Here is an 18,439-nt window from a genome sequence, read left to right as displayed (position 1 = left end):
GTTGTATGCGGCCTGGTTCAGGGTTCGGCGGGAGTCTTGATTTGGGGGCCTATCCGTTTCTTTGGGGGGGCGGCTGGCGGGTTTCGCGCTGACGGCCGAGTCACTCTCTCCAGACGCCCGGAATGCCGGCCGACCAGTTTCCGCAGCTCCTACCGGGGGCGTGTTGCGATTCCAAATGGCGCCCAATAAAAAGCCCGCTGAACCGGTAGGGGCAGCGGGTTTTTTGTGGAGGCTGGAAGTTACAGCGTCCCGAACACTTTCTTCGCCAGACTGGTCGCCGCCGCAGCCGGGTTTTTGCGCAGCGTTTCTTCCTGTTTGCCGATCATTTCGAACAGGCCGTTCAGTGCTTGTTCGGTCACGTAACTTTCGATGTTGGCGCTTTTGGCGTCGACGACGCCCAGGGTCGCGGCCTGGCCGGCGAATGAGTTGTACTGTTTGGCGAGGCCGACCTGGTCGGTGGCTTGTTTGACGATGGGCAGGAACTTGGCGCGGATTTGTTCGCGGCTGGTTTTGTTCAGGTATTGGGTGGCGGAGTCGTTGCCGCCGCTAAGGATGCCTTTGGCGTCTTCCACGCTCATTTTCTTCACGGCGTCGACGAGGATCGGCTGGGCCTGCACCACGGCGGTTTCGGCCGCTTTGTTCATGCTGGTTTCCAGTTGGTCGACCTGGGCGCCCATACCGAACGCTTTCATTTTGCTGGCGACTTTGCCGAGTTTGCCCGGCAGTTCGATTTTCACGTCCGGGTTGTTGCTGAAGCCGCCCGGTGTGCCCAGTTGCTTGACGGCCAGTTGCGCGCCTTGAGTGAGAGCGTCCTTGAGGCCGCCGGAGGCATCTTTCTGCGACAGGTCACTGAACGACAGAGCCAGGGCGCTGGTAGAGATCATCAGGCCCGCGCACAGGCCGGCGAAGCGAAGGGTAGGGCGGAGCATGGCAGCTTCCTTTTTCCGAGTGTTCAGGATTGATTCAACGGACGGGGTCGACACGAATCTGCAACGACTTGCGATCCTTGCCGTCCAGTTCAACGGCGCGGTTTTCGGTGGTGATGAACATCAGTTCGCCATTCACCTCGATGCGTGCGCTGATTGAATAGCGATGGCCGGGTTTGACTTGCGCGGCGTCGTAACTCAAGTGAAACGGCAGCGGCACTTGGCCTTTGACCGGGCCTTTCTGCTCGTCGAGTACCACGGCGGGAGCGTCGGCCAGGGACACGTCTTGCAAGCTGACGCTCAAGGTTGCGTTCGGTGGCAGTGCGATGCGTTGCAGGTAGAAGACTTCACCCTCGATGCTCGCCTTGGCCGTCGGGGAGGTGGATTGGCAGGCGCTCAGCAGCGTAGCGGCCGCCAGCAAGATTATTTTTTTCATCGAATATCTCCATTCAATGTGGGAGCGAGCCTGCTCGCGAATGCGGTGCATCATTCAGCATCGGGGTTGTATGACATACCATTTCGCGAGCAGCCTCGCTCCTACAAGTTATTCGTTTCGGGTTGTGCAGCGGGTTGGTCGGCGGCATCTTCACTGCGATGCAGCGCCACCTGCCGGATCGACAAGCGAATGTCCGCCGGCAACACGCGTTTGGCCGCGCCTTCGGCCAACTCGCCGAGCAGTTCGTGATAAGACAACTTGCCGGCCTCGTCGCGACGCAAAACATCCAGGTCGAGCATCGTCTGGATGAAGTGGCGGAACAGGCTCTTGTCGAAGAACTCCGGGGCGTTGAGGCCATGCAGGATCGACAGGCGCTGGGCCATAACGGTGCAGAGATCTTCCAGTTCTTCGGCGCTGATGCTGTTCTGGCCGCTATTGAGCAGCAACGACACGGTCATGTAGAAGCGCTGCAAAGTCTGGGCGATGCTTTTCGACAGCAGGGTCAGCAGCACGAAGTGCCGTGAGCTCGGCGCCGGACGCAGGTAGACGTTGTGTTCGAAACGCAGCAAACCTTGCTCGACGAACGCCTCCAGCCACTGATCGACCACGCCATCGAGTTCGTCCAGCGACCAGCGGATAAACAGTTCCGATTGCAGATACGGATACAGCGCACGGGTATAGCGCAGTATCTGTTCGCGGCTCATGCGCGAAGTGCTCTGGAAGAAACTCGCCAGCAACGCCGGCAGGGCGAAGATGTGCAACACGTTGTTGCGGTAGTAAGTCATCAGGACGGCGTTTTGCTCGTCCAGATAAAGAATCTTGCCCAGCGCATCGTTTTGCTCGGCGAGCAGATCCATGTCCTTCACATGTTCGATCAGCGCCCGGCCATCGCCTTCCGGCAACGTGGTGTGCGGCGAATACGGGACTTTACGCAGCAGCGCCAGATAAAGATCCAGCACCCGCGCCATCGCCCGGTCGTCCAGCGCCAGACGCGTGGTCGACAGTAGCGCCAGTGCGACGAGATTGACCGGGTTGATCGCGGCGGCTTCGTTCAGATGCCGGGCGACTTTCTCGCCCAGACGGTTGGTGGTTTCGTTGAGCCACGCCGGCTTGAACTGCGGGCCAAGCTCCTGCTGACGCCAGCCCGGTTGTTCGCCGTCGAGGAATTCCGCCAGTTTGATCGGCTCGCCGAAGTTCACCGCGACCTGGCCGAAGCGCTGTTTGAGCGCGCCGATGACTTTGAAAATGTCGAAGATCGACTCTTTCTTCTTGGTCGCGCCGCGCAGTTCGCCCAGGTAGGTACGCCCTTCGAGCACTCGCTCATAACCGATGTACACCGGCACGAACACGATCGGCATGCGCGACGAACGCAGGAAACTGCGCATCGTGATCGCGAGCATCCCGGTTTTCGGTTGCAGCATGCGCCCCGTCCGCGAACGGCCGCCCTCGACGAAGTATTCGACCGGGAAACCTTTGGTGAACAGGGTGTGCAGGTATTCATTGAACACCGAGGTGTACAGCGGATTGCCCTTGAACGTGCGTCGCATGAAAAACGCGCCGCCGCGGCGCAACAGGCTGCCGATCACCGGCATGTTGAGGTTGATCCCGGCGGCGATGTGCGGCGGGGTCAGGCCGTTGCGGAACAGCAGGTACGAAAGCAGCAGGTAGTCGATGTGGCTGCGATGGCACGGCACGTAGATCACTTCGTGACCCGGGGCGACGTTCTGCACGCCTTCGATGTGGTTGACCTTGATGCCGTCGTAGATCTTGTTCCAGAACCAGCTCAGCACCACTTCAAGGAAGCGGATCGCGGTGTAAGTGTAGTCCGAGGCAATCTCGTTGCCGTAACGCAGGGCCTGGGCCTTGGCTTTTTCCGGGGAGATGTTCTCGCGTTCGGCTTCGTCGAGGATCGCTTGCTTGACCAGCGGCTGGTTGAGCAGGCCTTTGACCAGATTGCGCCGGTGGGAAATGTCCGGGCCGATCACCGCAGCCTTGAGGTTGCGAAAGTGCACCCGCAGGATGCGTTGGGCCATGCGCACGGTGCGTTCGTGGCCCTTGTTGTGGTCGATCAGTTCGCGCAGATGGATCGGCGCGGAAAACTGCACGCGCGTCTTGCGCCCGAGAATCATGATGCTCAACAAGCGACGCAAGCGCCCGGTGACGGCCCAGCTGTCGGCGAACAACAGTTTCCACGGGCTCGATTCGCTGTCCGGTGACTGGCCCCAAAACACGCTGACGGGGATGATCTGCGCGTCTTCAGCGGCATTCTGGCTCAAGGCACTGACCAGACGGGTCAGGGTCGGCGGCGCACCGCGTTTGTCCTGGCGGCCGAGCCAGTCCGGTTCCGGCGTCAGATAGAAAAACGCCGCCGGTTCGATCAGCGACCCCACCGACACCGACAGCACCGGGCGCGGCAGGCCGGCCTTGGTGCACTCGGTGTCGACCACGGCCAGATCGGTGAGCGAAGGGTTTTGCAGGACGTAAAACACCGGACGACTGCGGTCGAGGTTGAGGGTGAACGACGACTGGTTAATCGTCTCCGAGCGAACCCAGAGGTACAACAATCGGCGCAGGGTGCCAAACACAAGACGGCGGAACGGGGAGCGGGTCATACGGCTTCTGCGTGAGTGATTAAAACCGAGCGTGCTCGGGGGCGGACAGTGTGCCGTATTCGCCGAAAATCGGCAAAAAAGCGGCTAAGTAAACTGCTGTTGAGAGTTTCTGCGTGTGTCATATACTCGGCGGTCTGTCGCCTGTAACCCTTGAGTGGATGTCGGGCGCAGGCTGATGTTCCTGAGGCTTTCCTGCGAAAAGCCCGCTCAATAATAAAAAAGGAGTAAGAACAGATGACTACACGTGAAACCGGCAATGTGAAGTGGTTCAACGATGCCAAGGGCTACGGCTTCATCCAGCGCGAAGACGGCGTGGACGTATTCGTGCACTACCGCGCGATTCGCGGCGAAGGGCACCGTTCGCTGACCGAGGGGCAGCAAGTCGAGTATGCGGTGATCACCGGCGAGAAGGGTTTGCAGGCGGAAGATGTTGTAGGGCTTTGACAGGCAGCGGTTAGCGACAAGCTACAAGCCATAAGCTAAACGTGATCAGCTTGTAGCTTGTAGCTCAAAGCTTGCATCTGCTTTTAGGCCGTTTTCCAGGTGATCTCTTCTTCACCGTCGGCGCTGATGCGGATCCAGCGGTCCGCTGTCTCTTCACCTTCTTCCTCGACCCACGTCCCCGGCGCGCAGCGCACCTCGACGTTCAGCGCGGCAAACGCGGCGCGGGCGCAGGCGATGTCGTCGTCCCACGGTGTCTGATCGCTTTCCAGAAAGAGGCTGTTCCATTTGCCCACGGCTTTCGGCAGCCAGGTGACCGGGATATTGCCGGCCTTGCACTTCCAGGTCTGGCCTTTCTGTACCCATTCGCTGCACGGGCCGAGGGCGGCGCCGAGCCATGCGGAAATGGCTTTGTGATCGACGTCTTCGTCTTTCAGGTAAATCTCGATGTCCGGTTGGCGCATGGATGTCCTCACTGATTGTCTGAAAAATCCATTCGCGGATTTAGCCGGTCTCAAGCCGTTGCTCAAGACCAAAAATTAAGATTGAAGAACGAAATAATCGTAGCGCATCGACACGGTGGTCTCGAACGGCTCGGCCTGTTCGATGACCGCCGCGCGACGTTCGGCACTCGCGCGCCAGCCGTGCGGTGTCATCGCCAGCAGATTGGCGCGATCCTGCGGGTTGTCGAGCACCAGTTTGAATGCCAGGGTTTCGCTGTGCGCCAGCGCCATGCCGTCCGGCACGAGGGCCAAATGCTTGTCGTCGGTGTATTCGCGCACTTCGTCGTACAAGCGTTCGCGCAGTTCCATGAGGTGGCCGCTGGTCGGGCCGACCTTCATCAAGCCGCCGCCAACGCTAAGCAAACGCTTGGCTTCCTGCCAGTCCAGCGGACTGAAGACACTGGCGAGAAACTGGCAGCTACCGGACGCCAATGGCACCCGGGCCATGCTGGCGATCAACCAGGTCAGTCGCGGATCGCGCTTGCACGCACGTTTGACCGCTTCACGCGAGATGTCCAGTGCGTAGCCGTCCGCTTCGGGCAAGGCCTCGGCGATTTGCGCAGTGTAATAACCCTCACCACAACCGATGTCGAGCCAGCGCTGTGGCGCGTAACGCGCTGCCAGTTCGGCAAGACGCTTGGCCACCGGGGCGTAATGCCCGGCGTTCAAGAAGTCGCGGCGTGCTTCAACCATCGCCTGGTTATCCCCAGGGTCGCGGCTGTTTTTGTGCTGCACCGGCAGCAGGTTCAGATAACCCTGCCGCGCACGGTCGAACCGATGCCCGGCGGGGCAGGCCACGCCGTTGTCCACCGCACTGAGCGGCTCACTGCAAATCGGGCACGCGAGCATCAGGCGAGCAACTTGATCAGGGTCTGGTAGTAGATTTCGGTCAGCACTTCGAGATCGGCGGCCAGCACGCGCTCGTTGACCTGGTGAATCGTTGCGTTGACCGGACCGAGTTCCACGACTTGCGTGCCCATGGTCGCAATGAAACGACCGTCGGACGTGCCGCCGCTGGTGGATGCTTTGGTCTGGCGACCGGTGATGTCCTTGATGCTCGCCGACACCGCATCGAGCAGTGCGCCCGGCTCGGTGAGGAACGGCAGGCCGGACAGCGCCCAGTCGATGTGCCAGTCCAGTTCATGCTTGTCGAGGATGTCTGCGACGCGTTTTTGCAGGCCTTCGACGGTGGACTCGGTGGAGAAGCGGAAATTGAACAGCGCCACCAGATCACCGGCGATCACGTTGGTCGCGCCCGTGCCGGAGTTAACGTTGGAAATCTGGAAACTGGTCGGCGGGAAAAAATCGTTGCCGTGATCCCAGTGCTCGGCGGCCAGTTCGGCCAGGGCCGGGGCGGCGAGGTGGATCGGGTTCTTCGCCAAATGTGGATAAGCAACATGGCCCTGTACGCCGTTGACAGTGAGCTTGGCGCCGAGGGAGCCGCGACGGCCGTTCTTCACCACATCGCCGACCAGTGTGGTGCTCGACGGTTCGCCGACGATGCACCAGTCCAGACGCTCCTTACGAGCAGCCAGACGCTCGACGACGGCTTTGGTGCCGTGGTGCGCCGGGCCTTCTTCGTCGCTGGTGATGAGGAACGCGACCTTGCCCCTGTGATTCGGGTAATCGGCGACGAATCGCTCGGCTGCCACGGTCATCGACGCGAGGCTGCCTTTCATGTCCGCCGCGCCGCGGCCGCAAAGCATGCCGTGTTCGTCGATGACGGCATTGAACGGGTCGATCTGCCACGCGGTTACCGGGCCGGTCGGCACCACGTCGGTATGGCCGGCGAAGCACAGCACCGGGCCGTCGTCCTGGCCGTGGGTGGCCCAGAAGTTATCCACATCCTCGATGCGCATCGGTTCCAGCATGAAACCGGCATCGCCCAGGCGCTGCATCATCTGCTTCTGGCAATCGGCGTCGACCGGCGTCACGGATGGACGGCGGATCAGGTCGATGGCCAGTTGAAGGGTCGGCGAAAGGTCGGCTTGGGCCGTCATGGAAAACTCCGGAATCTGTCAATGTGGGAGCGAGCCTGCTCGCGAAATCGGTCTGACAGTCACCCTAGAGGTTGAATGTGACAGACGCTTCGCGAGCAGGCTCGCTCCCACAGGTATTGGGTCCGGCCATTAAGGCCAAGCCCTGCAAAATGGCGGCTATCTTAAAGCAAAACGGCGACCATTGGCCGCCGTTTAGTGCATCGGTTCTGAATCAGACCGCCGGTGCAGGCTCAGGCGCCGCCGCCGGTTTCGGCAGCGACGACAGAAACGCCATGATCAGCGCCGCCAGGTACGGCAGCGACTGCACCAGCAGCATGGTCACCCAGAAACGCATGTCGTTGCTCGGCAAGCCCTGCACCAGGCAGATCCCCAGCGCCGCACCCCACAACAGCAACATGATGAACATCTCTTCGCGCGCCTCGGAAATCGCCACCCAGAAACCGTGGTTGTCGGCATTTTTTGGTGTGCGGAAGAACGGGATGCTGCTGGTGAAAAAACCGTACAGCACCGCTTTGGCGATGGTGTGGGACAAGGCCAGGCCGGCCAGTGCCGCGCAGAACGCATCCTTCAAGTTCACGCCGACCGCGCGGCGATACAGGAAAATGATCTTGCCGACCTTGAACACGAACAGCGCCAGTGGCGGGATCGCAAAAATCAGCAACGGCGGATCGACCCGTTGCGGCACGATGATCATCGCCGCCGACCACAACAGGGCGCCGACGGTGAAGAAGATATTCATGCCATCTGCGACCCACGGCAGCCAGCCCGCGAGGAAGTGGTAACGCTGGCCACGGGTCAGCTCGGTGTCCTTGCCGCGCAGCAGGCTGGAGGTGTGGCGCTTGATGATCTGGATCGCGCCATACGCCCAGCGGAAACGTTGCTTCTTGAAGTCGATGAACGTATCAGGCATCAAGCCCTTGCCGTAGCTGTCGTGGTAGTACGCCGCCGACAAGCCTTTTTCGAACACACGCAGACCGAGTTCGGCATCTTCGCAGATGCACCAGTCGGCCCAGCCGAGCTCTTCGAGCACCGAACGACGGGTCATGGTCATGGTGCCGTGCTGGATGATCGCGTCACGGTCGTTGCGGGTCACCATGCCGATGTGAAAGAAGCCTTTGTATTCGGCGTAGCAGAGCTTTTTGAAGGTGCTTTCGTTCTGGTCGCGGTAATCCTGTGGCGATTGCACCACGGCGATTTTCGGGTCGGCGAAATGCGGCACCATGTGCTTGAGCCAGTTCGGGCTCACGCAGTAATCGGAGTCGATGACCGCGATCACTTCGGCGTCCTTGGCGGTGTGCGGAATCAGGTAGTTCAGCGCGCCGCCCTTGAAACCGGCCAGCGGTGCTACGTGGAAGAACTTGAAGCGCGGGCCGAGGGTTGCGCAGTAATCGCGCACCGGCTCCCATACCGCTGGATCCTTGGTGTTGTTGTCGATGATCAGGACTTCGAAGTCCGGATAGTCGAGATTGGCCAAGGCGTCGAGCGTCTGTTTGACCATCTCCGGCGGCTCGTTGTAGCAGGGCACGTGGATCGACACTTTTGGCCTGTAGTCCGAGTCACCCACCACCGGCAGGAATTCGCGCCGGCGCTTGTGCGTCCACACCGCTTCGGCCAGTTCATGGGCCTCGGTCAGCAACACGATGAACACGCCGAGCGCACCGAGCGCCAGCAGGAAACCGACCGTCAGGCTGAACCACGTGCTGTATTGCTGGCTGTAGTCGTAGCCGATCCACACCAGCACCGAACCGCACAGGAACGCGATAAACGTCAGGAAAGTGCGGCCGCGCTGGCGCAGCGCCGAGCCGTCGATCATCAACAGGGTCAGCGACAACAGCGCCAGCACCACCGAGCCGATGGCCAGCACGCGCCACTGCGGAATCGCGACCACCGGGCCTTCGAAGTTGAATTTCTGCTGGCGCGCGGCGTTGAACACACCCCAATAAGCGCCCACCGAGCCTTCGTCGCTGGCCTTCCACGGCTGGTCAAACGCTTCGATCACGAAGTAGTTGAAGCCCTGGCGGTTGAGTTTGTTGACCAGGGTACGCAGATAAATCGCCTGATCCGCCGGTGATGCGTCGGCGCCGCCGCGCATGCGACCGTTGCTCGGCCAGCCAATCTCGGACAGCAACAGCGGTTTTTTCGGGAACATTTTTTTCAGGTCGCGCGCGCGGTCGAAAACGAACTGCCCGGCCTTGTCGACCGGGATGAATTCCCAGTAAGGCAGGACGTGGGCGGCAATCAGGTCGACGTGTTTGGCCAGTTCCGGATGCTCTTCCCAGACGTGCCATTGCTCGGACGTGGTCACCGGCACCTTGACGGCGGCGCGCACGCGATCCAGCAGGATGCTCAGTTGCTCGGCGGTGATTTCCTTGCGGAAGATCGCTTCGTTGCCCACGACCACGCGAACCACGCTGCGCGAGGTGTTCGCCAGTTCGATGGCGCGGGCGATTTCCCGTTCATTGCGTTCCTGATCCGGGCTGATCCAGATACCAAGCGTCACGCGCAGACCGAATTCTTCGGCGAGTTTGGGGATGTCTTGCAGGCTGCCATCGACCGAGTAGATGCGGATGTTGTCCGTCAGCTTGCTCATGATCTCCAGATCGCGGCGCATTTCGTCGTCGGACGGATACTGATCTTTCTGTGGGAACTGGCCTTGCTGGAACGGCGAGTAGGAAAAACCGGAGATTTGTTCCGGCCAGTTGGGCGCCGTGACGGGGCGATTGATCAACGCCCAGAAACCGGTGAACAGGGCGGCGATGGCCAGAACCACCACCAGGTTGAGTCCAAATTTACGCGATGACATAGCTATTTCAGGTTCCAGAAGGCTGTGGAACGAAGGATCGGTTGGCGTAGCGGATTTCATGGCTGGAAAGGGGCGCGAATCCTACACCGGTAGTTCACTGGTCGTACACCTGGTAGGAAAATGCCCGACATTGGGCAGCCGACTTTGACTTAAGTTCTTACACTTGTAGCTCGAGGCTTAAAACTTGTCGCTGTGAAGCCCTATAATGCGCGCCGGTTTTTGGGGTATTGGTCATGAGCACAGAAGATCCGCGGTTTGCAGGCATCGCCCGTTTGTACGGCATCGAAGGGCTGGAGCGCTTGCGCGCGGCCCATGTGGCGATTGTCGGTGTCGGCGGCGTCGGTTCCTGGGCGGCGGAAGCGATGGCGCGCTGCGGCGTGGGCGAGATTTCGCTGTTCGACCTCGACGACGTCTGCGTCAGCAACGCCAACCGTCAGTTGCATGCCCTGGACAGCACGGTGGGCAAGCCCAAGGTCGAAGTGATGGCCGAGCGTCTGCGCGGAATCAATCCCGACTGCACGGTGCACGCGGTGGCGGACTTCGTCACCCGCGACACCATGGCCGAATACATCACGCCGAACATCGACTGCGTGATCGACTGCATCGACGCAGTCAATGCCAAAGCCGCGCTGATCGCCTGGTGCAAGCGCCGCAAGATCCAGATCATTACCACTGGCGGTGCGGGCGGGCAGATCGATCCGACGCTGATTCAGGTCTGCGATCTCAACCGCACGTTCAATGATCCGCTGGCTTCGAAAGTGCGCTCCACGCTGCGCCGCGATTACGGTTTTTCCCGCACCGTGACCCGCCATTACAGCGTGCCTTGCGTGTTTTCCACTGAGCAACTGCGCTACCCGAAACCGGACGGCAGCATTTGTTTGCAGAAGAGTTTTGTCGGTGACGGCGTGAAGCTCGACTGCGCCGGCGGGTTTGGCGCGGTGATGATGGTGACCGCGACATTCGGCATGGTCGCGGCAACCAAGGCTGTGGATAAAATTGTCGCGGGCGTGCGCCGCCCTTCGGATCGCGTCAAAACTGAGGCCTGATGCTGTGGCTTATGGCCTCATCGCTGGCAAGCCAGCTCCCACAGTTATTTCAGTGAGTTCACCAAACTTGTGAACATCATAGATCCCTGTGGGAGCTGGCTTGCCAGCGATGGCGATTAAACGGCCAGCTCATTCATCCGCTTGAGCACGGCATTAAGGCCATTACTGCGCGACGGCGACAACTGCCGCGACAGCCCCAGCTGATTGAACCAGTCCGGCAAATCTACCTGCTGCAACTCGGCCGCACTCAACCCGTTGACCCGCAACAGCAGCAGCGCCACCAACCCGCGAATCATCCGCGCATCGCTGCTCGCCGCAAATTGCCAGTGCCCACCGCGTAATTCGCCGACCAGCCACACCTGGCTTTCACAGCCATGCACCCGATTGGCGTCGGACTTATCCACATCGCGCAACGGCGGCAATCGATCCCCGAACTGCATCAACAGTCGTGCCCGTTGTTCCCAACCGGCGGCGTTCTGAAAGATCTGCAGCGCCTCGGCGGCTTCGGTCGGCAAGCTCATCGCAGCAACTCCAGCGCCTGATCCAGCGCTTCAAAAAACCGCTCCAGATCTTCGGAGTCGTTGTACAGCGCCAGCGACACCCGAATCGCCCCGGCCAGTTCGAAGCTCTTCATCAGCGGCATGGCGCAATGATGACCGGCGCGCACGGCGATGCCTTGTTCGGTCAGCAAGTGCGCGAGGTCGGCGTTGTGCACGCCTTCAACGACGAAACTGGCCAAGGCCAGTTTCGGCGTGCCGATCAGGCGGATGCCATTGCGTGCTTCAAGACCTTTGAGCAGGTAGTCATGCAACGCCGCTTCATGGAGAGAGACGGCGTCCTGATCCAGACCTGCCAAATAATCCAGTGTCGCGCCGAGGCCGATGACGCTGGCAATCGGCGGGGTTCCCGCTTCGAAACCTAACGGAGCAGGGCGAAAACGCGCGTCGTGATAGTTGGCGTCCAGCACCATTTCGCCGCCGAACTGCCATTGGCGCAATTGTCCGAGCACATCATTGCGACCAAACAGCACCCCGAGGCCATCGGGGCCGTAGAGTTTGTGGCTGGAAAACACATAAAAATCGCAACCGAGCGCCTGCACGTCGTGTCGCCCATGCACCACGCCTTGGGCGCCGTCGACCACGGTGATGGCGTTCTGTGCTTTGGCCATTGCCAACAGCGCAGGCAATGGCTGCCAGGCGCCGAGCACGTTGGACAACTGGCTCACCGCCAGCAACCGAGTGCGCGGGCCGATCAAACGCACGGCGGCGGCAAGGTCAATCAAGCCATCGGCATCGAGTGGCAAGATCACCAGTTTCAGGTTGCGACGTTGCGCCAATTGCTGCCACGGCAGCAGGTTGGCGTGATGTTCCAGGGCGCTGATGACAATTTCATCGCCCGGGTTGAATAGGTGCTCCAGGCCATACGCCAGGAGATTCAGCGCACTGGTGGCGCCGTGGGTGAAGATGATTTGCCCGCTGTCACCGGCATTCAGCCACTGCGCGACCTTGTTACGGCTGTCCTCGAACGCCTGGGTGGCGTGAGCGCCCGGCAGGTGTTGCGCGCGATGCACATTGGCCGCGCCATTGGCGTAGTAATGCGCCAGCGCGTCGAGCAAAGCCTGAGGTTTTTGCGTGGTGGCGGCGTTGTCCAGATAAGTCTGGTCTTGCCGTTGCAGGGCGGCGATGGCCGGGAAATCGGCGCGCCAGGGAGAGGGAATCATCATGTGTTCAGCCCTGTGAATTTGGGCGAATGTACACCAGACCCCGTGGGAGCGAGCCTGCTCGCGAAGGCGTCGTTGAAGACGCCGAAAAGCTTCGCGAGCAGGCTCGCTCCCACAGGTGCCTACGGCACTTAGTTGTGAGCGTGCAGCGCTTCGTTCAGTTCGATGGCCGACTTGTGGGTTTTGCATTCCACGGCGCCGGTTTCCGAATTGCGACGAAACAGCAGGTCGGTCTGGCCAGCCAGATCACGGGCCTTCACGACTTTGACCAGGTTGTTGTTTTCATCCAGCAGCGCGACTTTGGTGCCGGCGGTCACGTACAGGCCCGACTCCACGGTGTTGCGGTCGCCCAATGGAATGCCGATACCGGCGTTCGCGCCGATCAGGCAGCCCTCGCCGACCTTGATCACGATGTTGCCGCCGCCCGACAGGGTGCCCATGGTCGAGCAACCGCCGCCCAGATCCGAACCCTTGCCGACGAATACGCCAGCGGATACGCGGCCTTCGATCATGCCCGGGCCTTCGGTGCCGGCATTGAAGTTGATGAAACCTTCATGCATCACGGTGGTGCCTTCGCCCACGTACGCACCCAGACGCAGACGCGCGGCGTCAGCGATACGCACGCCGGCCGGGACGACGTAGTCGGTCATTTTCGGGAACTTGTCCACCGAGAACACTTCCAGCAAGTCGCCACGCAGGCGTGCTTCGAGTTGCAGTTCGGCCAGTTCGCTCAGGTCGACGGCGCCCTGGCTGGTCCATGCCACGTTCGGCAGCAGCGGGAAGATACCGGCCAGGCTCACGCCGTGCGGCTTGACCAGACGATGAGACAGCAAATGCAGCTTGAGGTACGCCTCAGGCGTGGAGGTCAGCTGCGCGTCTTCGGCCAGCAGTGTGGCGACCAGCGGCTTGTGGCTCTCGGCCAGACGGGTCAGCAGCTTGCCTTGCACGGTATCAATGCCTTTCACGGCTTCAGCCAGTTGCGCGGCTTGCGCGGTGGAGAAGGTGATGGCCTGGTTGCCTTCGCTGTAACCGAGGATCGGCGCGACAGCAGCGACCAGCTCGGCCGACGGGTTGAGCAGCGGTTGTGCGTAAAACACTTCCAGCCACGCGCCGTCACGGTTTTGGGTACCGACGCCGAACGCCAGGCTGAACAGGGAATGGGACATGTGAAATACCTCTAAAAAAGGAACGGGCTGCTTACTTGAGCGCGGCCGCGTAAATGTCTGGCTTGAAGCCAATCAGGGTTCGGTCACCGAGATCGAGCACCGGGCGCTTGATCATCGAGGGTTGAGCGAGCATCAGTTCGATGGCTTTCGACTGGTCGAGATCGGCTTTGCGTTCGTCGTCGAGTTTGCGAAAGGTCGTGCCTGCGCGGTTCAACACCGTTTGCCAGCCATGCTCGTCGCACCATTGGGTCAGGTGCTCACGGTCGATGCCGGCGGTCTTGTAATCGTGAAAGTCGTAGCTGAAAGCGTGTTCGTCGAGCCACGTGCGCGCCTTTTTCATGGTGTCGCACGCTTTAATGCCGAAAAGGTGCAATGTTTTGCTTGAAACGGTCAAGGAATTGCCCCCTTTACAGGTGCTGGAGAAAAACGGTGTCGGATTATGCCATGACCAAACGGTTTCGAGGCGCCGAGGTTCATTGGCGACCGCAAAACCCTGTGGGAGCGCAAGAGTGCGACATAGGTGTAACGGCCAGTTGCAGCGTATGCGGCTAATATGTCCGTTCAACGCTGTCGATTGTCTGGAATATCCGTTTTATGCAAACCGCTTACACCGTCCTGATCCTGCTGATGTTGGTCAGCGTTTCGCGTCTGGTCGGACGGGTCATCCCGTTGCCGCTGCCTCTGGTGCAAATCGCTGCTGGCGCCTTGCTGGCGTGGCCGACGCTGGGGTTGCATGTTGCCCTCGATCCCGAACTGTTCCTGTTTCTGTTCCTGCCGCCGCTGTTGTTTTCCGATGGCTGGCGCATGCCCAAGCGTGAATTGTGGAAATTGCGCGGGCCGATCCTGACGCTGGCGGTGGGGCTGGTGTTGTTCACTGTGGTCGGTGCCGGGTATTTCATCCATTGGCTGCTGCCGAGCATTCCATTGCCAGTCGCTTTCGCCTTGGCTGCGGTGCTTTCGCCTACAGACGCCGTTGCCGTTTCGGCCATTTCCCAGAACCGTTTGCCCACGCCGTTGATGCACATGTTGCAAGGTGAGGCGCTGATGAATGATGCGTCTGGCCTGGTGACGTTCAAATTCGCGCTCGCGGCGGCGGTCACCGGCGCATTTTCACTGGCCGATGCCAGCCTGATTTTTGTGCTGGTCGCCGTTGGCGGGTTGGCGGTCGGTGTGGCTTTGAGCTGGCTGGTCGGGCGCCTGCGCGCTTGGATGATCGCCCGGGGCTGGGATGATCCCGCCACCCACGTAGTGTTCATGCTGTTGCTGCCGTTTGCCGCGTATGTGCTGGCCGAGCGACTGGGCGCCTCGGGCATTCTCTCGGCGGTGGCGGCGGGGATGATGCAGAGTTGGCTCGATCTACTGCCGCGTCAGACCAGCACCCGGTTGCTCAACCGCAGCGTGTGGTCGCTGCTGGAGTTCGCGTTCAACGGCTTGATTTTTCTGCTGCTCGGCTTGCAGTTGCCGGACATCATCAAAGCGGTGGTCAGCCACGAACCCACGTTGTGGCCGACGCTGTTCTATCGGTGCCTCGACGTGCTGGCGATCTTTGTGGCGCTGGTGCTGCTGAGATTCATCTGGGTGCAGAGCATCTGGCGGCTGTCGGTGCTATTGCGCCGTCTGCGCGGCAAGGGCGATCTGACTCAGGTGCCGACCGCGCGTTCGTGCTGGTTGCTGACCGTCGGTGGCGTGCGCGGGGCGGTGACGCTGGCGGGCGTGATGTCGGTGCCGATGTTGATGGGCGCTGAAGCGTTTCCCGAGCGCGACCTGCTGATCTTTATTGCGGCGGGGGTGATCCTGCTGTCTTTGGTCTCAGCCTGCGTCGCGCTGCCGCTGCTGCTGCGCGGTATCGAAAAAAGCCCGGACGACAAGCGCCGACAAGAGGTACGCGAGGCCTGGCGCAAGACCGCCGAAGCGGCCATTCATGCGCTGGAAGTCGAAGAGCCAAAACCGCAGGATGCCGCTGAAGCCGCACTGGCAGCGGAGCTCAAGGCACGAATCATGTCCGAGTACCGGCATCAGTTGGAGGTGTTCAACGATTCGGCCGAAGCTCAAGCGTTGGCGTTCCAGATGGATCTGTTGGAGCGCCGCCTGCGTCTCAAGGCGCTGCGGGCGCAACGCCTTGAGTTATATAGCCTCAGCCGTCAGCACCAGATTGGTGATGACGTGCTGCGCGAAGTATTGGGTGAACTGGATTTGAGCGAGGCCAATCTGGGCCAGATCAAATAGCGGCTGCGTTGACCACGTTTGGAAAATCTTTCCAGGCGCGGTCATCCGGATCCTGTGGGTAAGCGAATGCGGCCAGTTTTTTATCCTGTTCACTGAGTTCTGTATTCTGACCGATTTCCCAAACCCCGTCGGTGAGCTCTTTAGGGACGGGGTAATGCATGATGGATTTCGGATCGTATTGCGTGTCGATTATCGCGCCGACGAATGGATTCAAGACATTCTCATCAACTCGCTGTTTGTCCCATTCATATTCATCCCGATAAAATTCATAAACTTTTTCCCGGTTCCAGGGGATGTTTGCATCTCGATGCAAATGCTCATGAATAAATCCGAGTGCATGACCCATTTCATGAATAACAGTTGATTTAAAGGATTCGCTGTCCATTGGCGTTGCGAGATAAAAAGTGGCTTCGCTTTGCTCGAACGTCAGGGCGTCTGTGCCAATAAGTGATTTGTTATCGTCGGTGTCGGTTGTAATGCGGATGTCCGCATATCCTTTTGTCACGACTTCAAATGTGAGATTGGCATGGAGCAACCAGTTGCTGGCTGCGCGAAGAAATGCCCTCAAGTAATCAGACGATACGGGCTCCATGAAGCGAAGTTTTATTGTGCGGCCGGGTAGCCAAAGTTTTTCGTAATTGCCAACGCTCAGCAACCCACCAGCGGCCGGTGAGGCGTTATAAGGGTTCTCTGCGAGTGCGGCTGCGTAGGAAGCCGATTGATCCTCGATGAACATCATTGCGCAGGGTCGGTATTTTCTCATTCTCATATCCTTTAATGATGAGCAGTCATCGTTCACCTCGTGGCAAACGTGATCAGTTATTTTCCGTTGTGACGTTGGGGTAGGCCTTGGCCATAAAGGCCTTGTCTTGTTCACTGAGATCAAGATTCAGAAAAATCTGGAAATCCCCTTCGGTCCATTGCTGGCGAATCTCGTAGTGCATGATCGACCGGCGGTCGTAGGGCGAATGGACTGTCTCGCCAGCGTCAAGACGATCCAGATACCAGGCATCAAGGCGTTTACGTTTCTGTACGGTTTCGTAACCGTCTTCCTCTTCGTTCGGGTGTTCCGACAGGCCGTGGTACTCATAGAAGGCCTTTTTATCCCAGGGAATGCTCGATAGCGGGTGCACCTGCTCATGCTCTGCGCCAAGCATATGACCGAATTCGTGCATTACATTGGCGGCAAAATATTTCGCATGAAACAGCTGCGGCGGCAAATTCATCGTCGGGCCTTCGGGATACAGCAATGCATCGGTGCCGATATAGGACCAATACATACTCATGTCGCTCTGAATGCGAATATCGCCAACTTCACCTTCGACGAAATCGAACTTCAAGTTAACGTGGGGAAGCCAGTTATTTGCCGCGGCGATAACCGCATCCTTGAATTCCCGGGTGCCATCCAGAAAAGCGATACGCAATGTGCGGCCGGGTGCCCAGAACTTGGTATGACTCTTCTTTGCCCACATCATGCGCGCTGATGATGGGGTCAGGTCATTGGCTGGATTTTCATTGATAGCGTTTCTGCAGGAAGCATCGTCATCTTCTGGCTCTTTGATGACGCATTGCATGTGTGAATTCATCTGACGTCCTTGTTTGATTGAAAATGGCTGCCTCCATCGAATAGTACTTCGATGGAGTTTCGATAAATTAAGTTTGTTGGTCTGGAGGGTAAAGCGACTTTATATTGCTATGTGAGTCCCGCAAAAGCATTGCGCTTCGCGGGAGTTAATCAGCAGCCTGTCATTTTGGGTAAAGTAGCTTCATCAGGCGTTTATCTTTTTTACTGATGTTGCGGTTGATTGGAACTTGCCAGTCGCCCAAGGTCAATTCGTTGGATACCGGATGGTGCATGATCGAATATCTGTCATAAGCGGTGTATATCGCATCCAGTGTATTGAAAGGCTTAAAAAGATTTCTTTCCACTTCTTCCTTGGTCAGTGGGTTCATTTGTCTGTTTTGATAAAACTCGTAAACTTTCGGTTTGTTCCACGGGATATTAGCCAACGGGTGCTGGTGTTCGTGCATGGCTCCCAATGCATGTCCGAATTCATGGGTCACGATGACCTCGAAATCCGCATGCGCAGGGCTGACACCCAGATTCATGGTTGGCGTATCGGGATGTACCAGCAACGCGTCGGTGCCGAGCATTGAGCTGTTATCGTTTTTTTGAGTGGTGATCCGGATATGTCCGGCTTTGCCCTCGACAAAATTGAACTTCAGATTGATATACGGCAGCCAGCGACTGGCTGCATCAATGATCCTTTGTTTATGTTCACTTTCCAGTACTTCCATGAACGCAATGTTCAGGGTGCGGCGGGAGGCCCAGAGTTTGGAATAGTTGATCACCGAGCGTTTACGCCGAGCGTTGCGTGACGCGGTTGCATTGGCCGGGTTTTCATTGATGGCGGCCTCATAAGCGGCCTGCTCATCTGGCCACTGAATGAGTCTGCATTGGGTAAGTTCGTTCATGTCTGGCTTCTTCCTTGAAGTTGACTGTGCATTTATTCGAGGCGCAACGAGTGGCGCCGCTGAAGATTACGCGACGACGTGAGGG

17 protein-coding genes are annotated in these 18,439 nt (G+C 59.1%); 3 read left to right on the top strand and 14 right to left on the bottom strand.

What is annotated here, in order from left to right; genetic code table 11:
- Positions 1-239 precede the first annotated feature (239 nt).
- From GIW69_RS19850 to plsB, 3 genes are all read right to left on the bottom strand, one after another.
- Positions 240-929, bottom strand: coding sequence for a DUF4197 domain-containing protein (locus GIW69_RS19850; RefSeq protein ID WP_236484475.1), 690 nt, complete (start codon positions 927-929; stop codon positions 240-242).
- 34 nt (positions 930-963) lie between these two features.
- Positions 964-1,362, bottom strand: coding sequence for a YbaY family lipoprotein (locus GIW69_RS19845; RefSeq protein ID WP_236484474.1), 399 nt, complete (start codon positions 1,360-1,362; stop codon positions 964-966).
- Positions 1,363-1,463: 101 nt separating this feature from the next.
- Positions 1,464-3,974, bottom strand: coding sequence for a glycerol-3-phosphate 1-O-acyltransferase PlsB (plsB, locus tag GIW69_RS19840; RefSeq protein WP_236484473.1), 2,511 nt, complete (start codon positions 3,972-3,974; stop codon positions 1,464-1,466).
- Positions 3,975-4,208: 234 nt separating this feature from the next.
- Here plsB and GIW69_RS19835 point away from each other — a divergent pair, with 234 nt between their 5' ends.
- On the top strand, positions 4,209-4,418 hold the full coding sequence (locus GIW69_RS19835; protein ID WP_236484472.1) for a cold-shock protein: 210 nt from the start codon (positions 4,209-4,211) through the stop codon (positions 4,416-4,418).
- Between the two features lie 83 nt (positions 4,419-4,501).
- Here the strand turns inward: GIW69_RS19835 and GIW69_RS19830 are convergent, their stop codons facing one another.
- The 4 genes from GIW69_RS19830 to GIW69_RS19815 form a co-directional block, all read right to left on the bottom strand.
- Complete coding sequence (locus GIW69_RS19830) at positions 4,502-4,879, bottom strand: hypothetical protein (RefSeq protein ID WP_236484471.1); 378 nt, start codon at positions 4,877-4,879, stop codon at positions 4,502-4,504.
- A 75-nt stretch (positions 4,880-4,954) separates the two neighbouring features.
- Positions 4,955-5,767: a putative RNA methyltransferase gene (locus tag GIW69_RS19825; protein ID WP_236484470.1), complete on the bottom strand. Its 813-nt coding sequence runs from the start codon at positions 5,765-5,767 to the stop codon at positions 4,955-4,957.
- Entirely contained in the window at positions 5,767-6,918 is a 1,152-nt protein-coding gene (dapE, locus tag GIW69_RS19820; protein ID WP_236484469.1) for a succinyl-diaminopimelate desuccinylase, read from the bottom strand. Before dapE ends, GIW69_RS19825 begins: the two co-directional genes overlap by 1 nt.
- Before the next feature lie 211 nt (positions 6,919-7,129).
- Complete coding sequence (locus tag GIW69_RS19815; RefSeq protein ID WP_236484468.1) at positions 7,130-9,721, bottom strand: glycosyltransferase; 2,592 nt, start codon at positions 9,719-9,721, stop codon at positions 7,130-7,132.
- Between the two features lie 233 nt (positions 9,722-9,954).
- Between GIW69_RS19815 and tcdA the strand changes: the two genes are divergently transcribed.
- Positions 9,955-10,767 (top strand): tRNA cyclic N6-threonylcarbamoyladenosine(37) synthase TcdA, encoded by an 813-nt coding sequence (tcdA, locus tag GIW69_RS19810; RefSeq protein WP_496570939.1) that lies wholly within the window; start codon positions 9,955-9,957, stop codon positions 10,765-10,767.
- 116 nt (positions 10,768-10,883) lie between these two features.
- On the opposite strand, the gene GIW69_RS19805 is transcribed toward tcdA, so the two are convergent.
- From GIW69_RS19805 to GIW69_RS19790, 4 genes are all read right to left on the bottom strand, one after another.
- Positions 10,884-11,288 carry a SufE family protein gene (locus tag GIW69_RS19805; RefSeq protein WP_236484466.1) on the bottom strand — a complete coding sequence of 135 codons (405 nt, stop codon included), beginning with the start codon at positions 11,286-11,288 and terminating at the stop codon, positions 10,884-10,886.
- On the bottom strand, positions 11,285-12,490 hold the full coding sequence (locus GIW69_RS19800) for a cysteine desulfurase (RefSeq protein ID WP_236484465.1): 1,206 nt from the start codon (positions 12,488-12,490) through the stop codon (positions 11,285-11,287). Before GIW69_RS19800 ends, GIW69_RS19805 begins: the two co-directional genes overlap by 4 nt.
- 128 nt (positions 12,491-12,618) lie before the next feature.
- The gene (gene dapD / locus GIW69_RS19795; protein ID WP_236484464.1) at positions 12,619-13,653 is read right to left on the bottom strand and encodes a 2,3,4,5-tetrahydropyridine-2,6-dicarboxylate N-succinyltransferase; all 1,035 of its coding nucleotides are present in this window, start codon (positions 13,651-13,653) and stop codon (positions 12,619-12,621) included.
- Positions 13,654-13,684: 31 nt separating this feature from the next.
- Positions 13,685-14,047 (bottom strand): ArsC family reductase, encoded by a 363-nt coding sequence (locus GIW69_RS19790; protein WP_268945633.1) that lies wholly within the window; start codon positions 14,045-14,047, stop codon positions 13,685-13,687.
- 200 nt (positions 14,048-14,247) lie between these two features.
- On the opposite strand from GIW69_RS19790, the gene GIW69_RS19785 reads away from it, so the two are divergent.
- On the top strand, positions 14,248-15,879 hold the full coding sequence (locus tag GIW69_RS19785) for a Na+/H+ antiporter (protein ID WP_236484462.1): 1,632 nt from the start codon (positions 14,248-14,250) through the stop codon (positions 15,877-15,879).
- Here GIW69_RS19785 and GIW69_RS19780 read toward each other — a convergent pair.
- The 3 genes from GIW69_RS19780 to GIW69_RS19770 all read right to left on the bottom strand — a co-directional run bounded on the left by GIW69_RS19780 (position 15,872) and on the right by GIW69_RS19770 (position 18,354).
- Positions 15,872-16,642: a M12 family metallopeptidase gene (locus GIW69_RS19780; protein ID WP_236484461.1), complete on the bottom strand. Its 771-nt coding sequence runs from the start codon at positions 16,640-16,642 to the stop codon at positions 15,872-15,874. The two genes, GIW69_RS19785 and GIW69_RS19780, sit on opposite strands and share 8 nt — an antisense overlap.
- Positions 16,643-16,694: 52 nt before the next feature.
- Positions 16,695-17,465 carry a zinc metalloprotease gene (locus GIW69_RS19775; RefSeq protein ID WP_496570938.1) on the bottom strand — a complete coding sequence of 257 codons (771 nt, stop codon included), beginning with the start codon at positions 17,463-17,465 and terminating at the stop codon, positions 16,695-16,697.
- A gap of 160 nt (positions 17,466-17,625) precedes the next feature.
- Positions 17,626-18,354: a M12 family metallopeptidase gene (locus tag GIW69_RS19770; RefSeq protein ID WP_236484460.1), complete on the bottom strand. Its 729-nt coding sequence runs from the start codon at positions 18,352-18,354 to the stop codon at positions 17,626-17,628.
- Between the last annotated feature and the right edge of the window lie 85 nt (positions 18,355-18,439).

Origin of the sequence: Pseudomonas syringae (assembly GCF_021605415.1) — a bacterium.
Classification (GTDB): Bacteria; Pseudomonadota; Gammaproteobacteria; order Pseudomonadales; family Pseudomonadaceae; genus Aquipseudomonas; species Aquipseudomonas syringae_S.
Note: the sequence above shows the minus strand (reverse complement) of the source record. Positions and strands in the feature narration are given on the sequence as shown.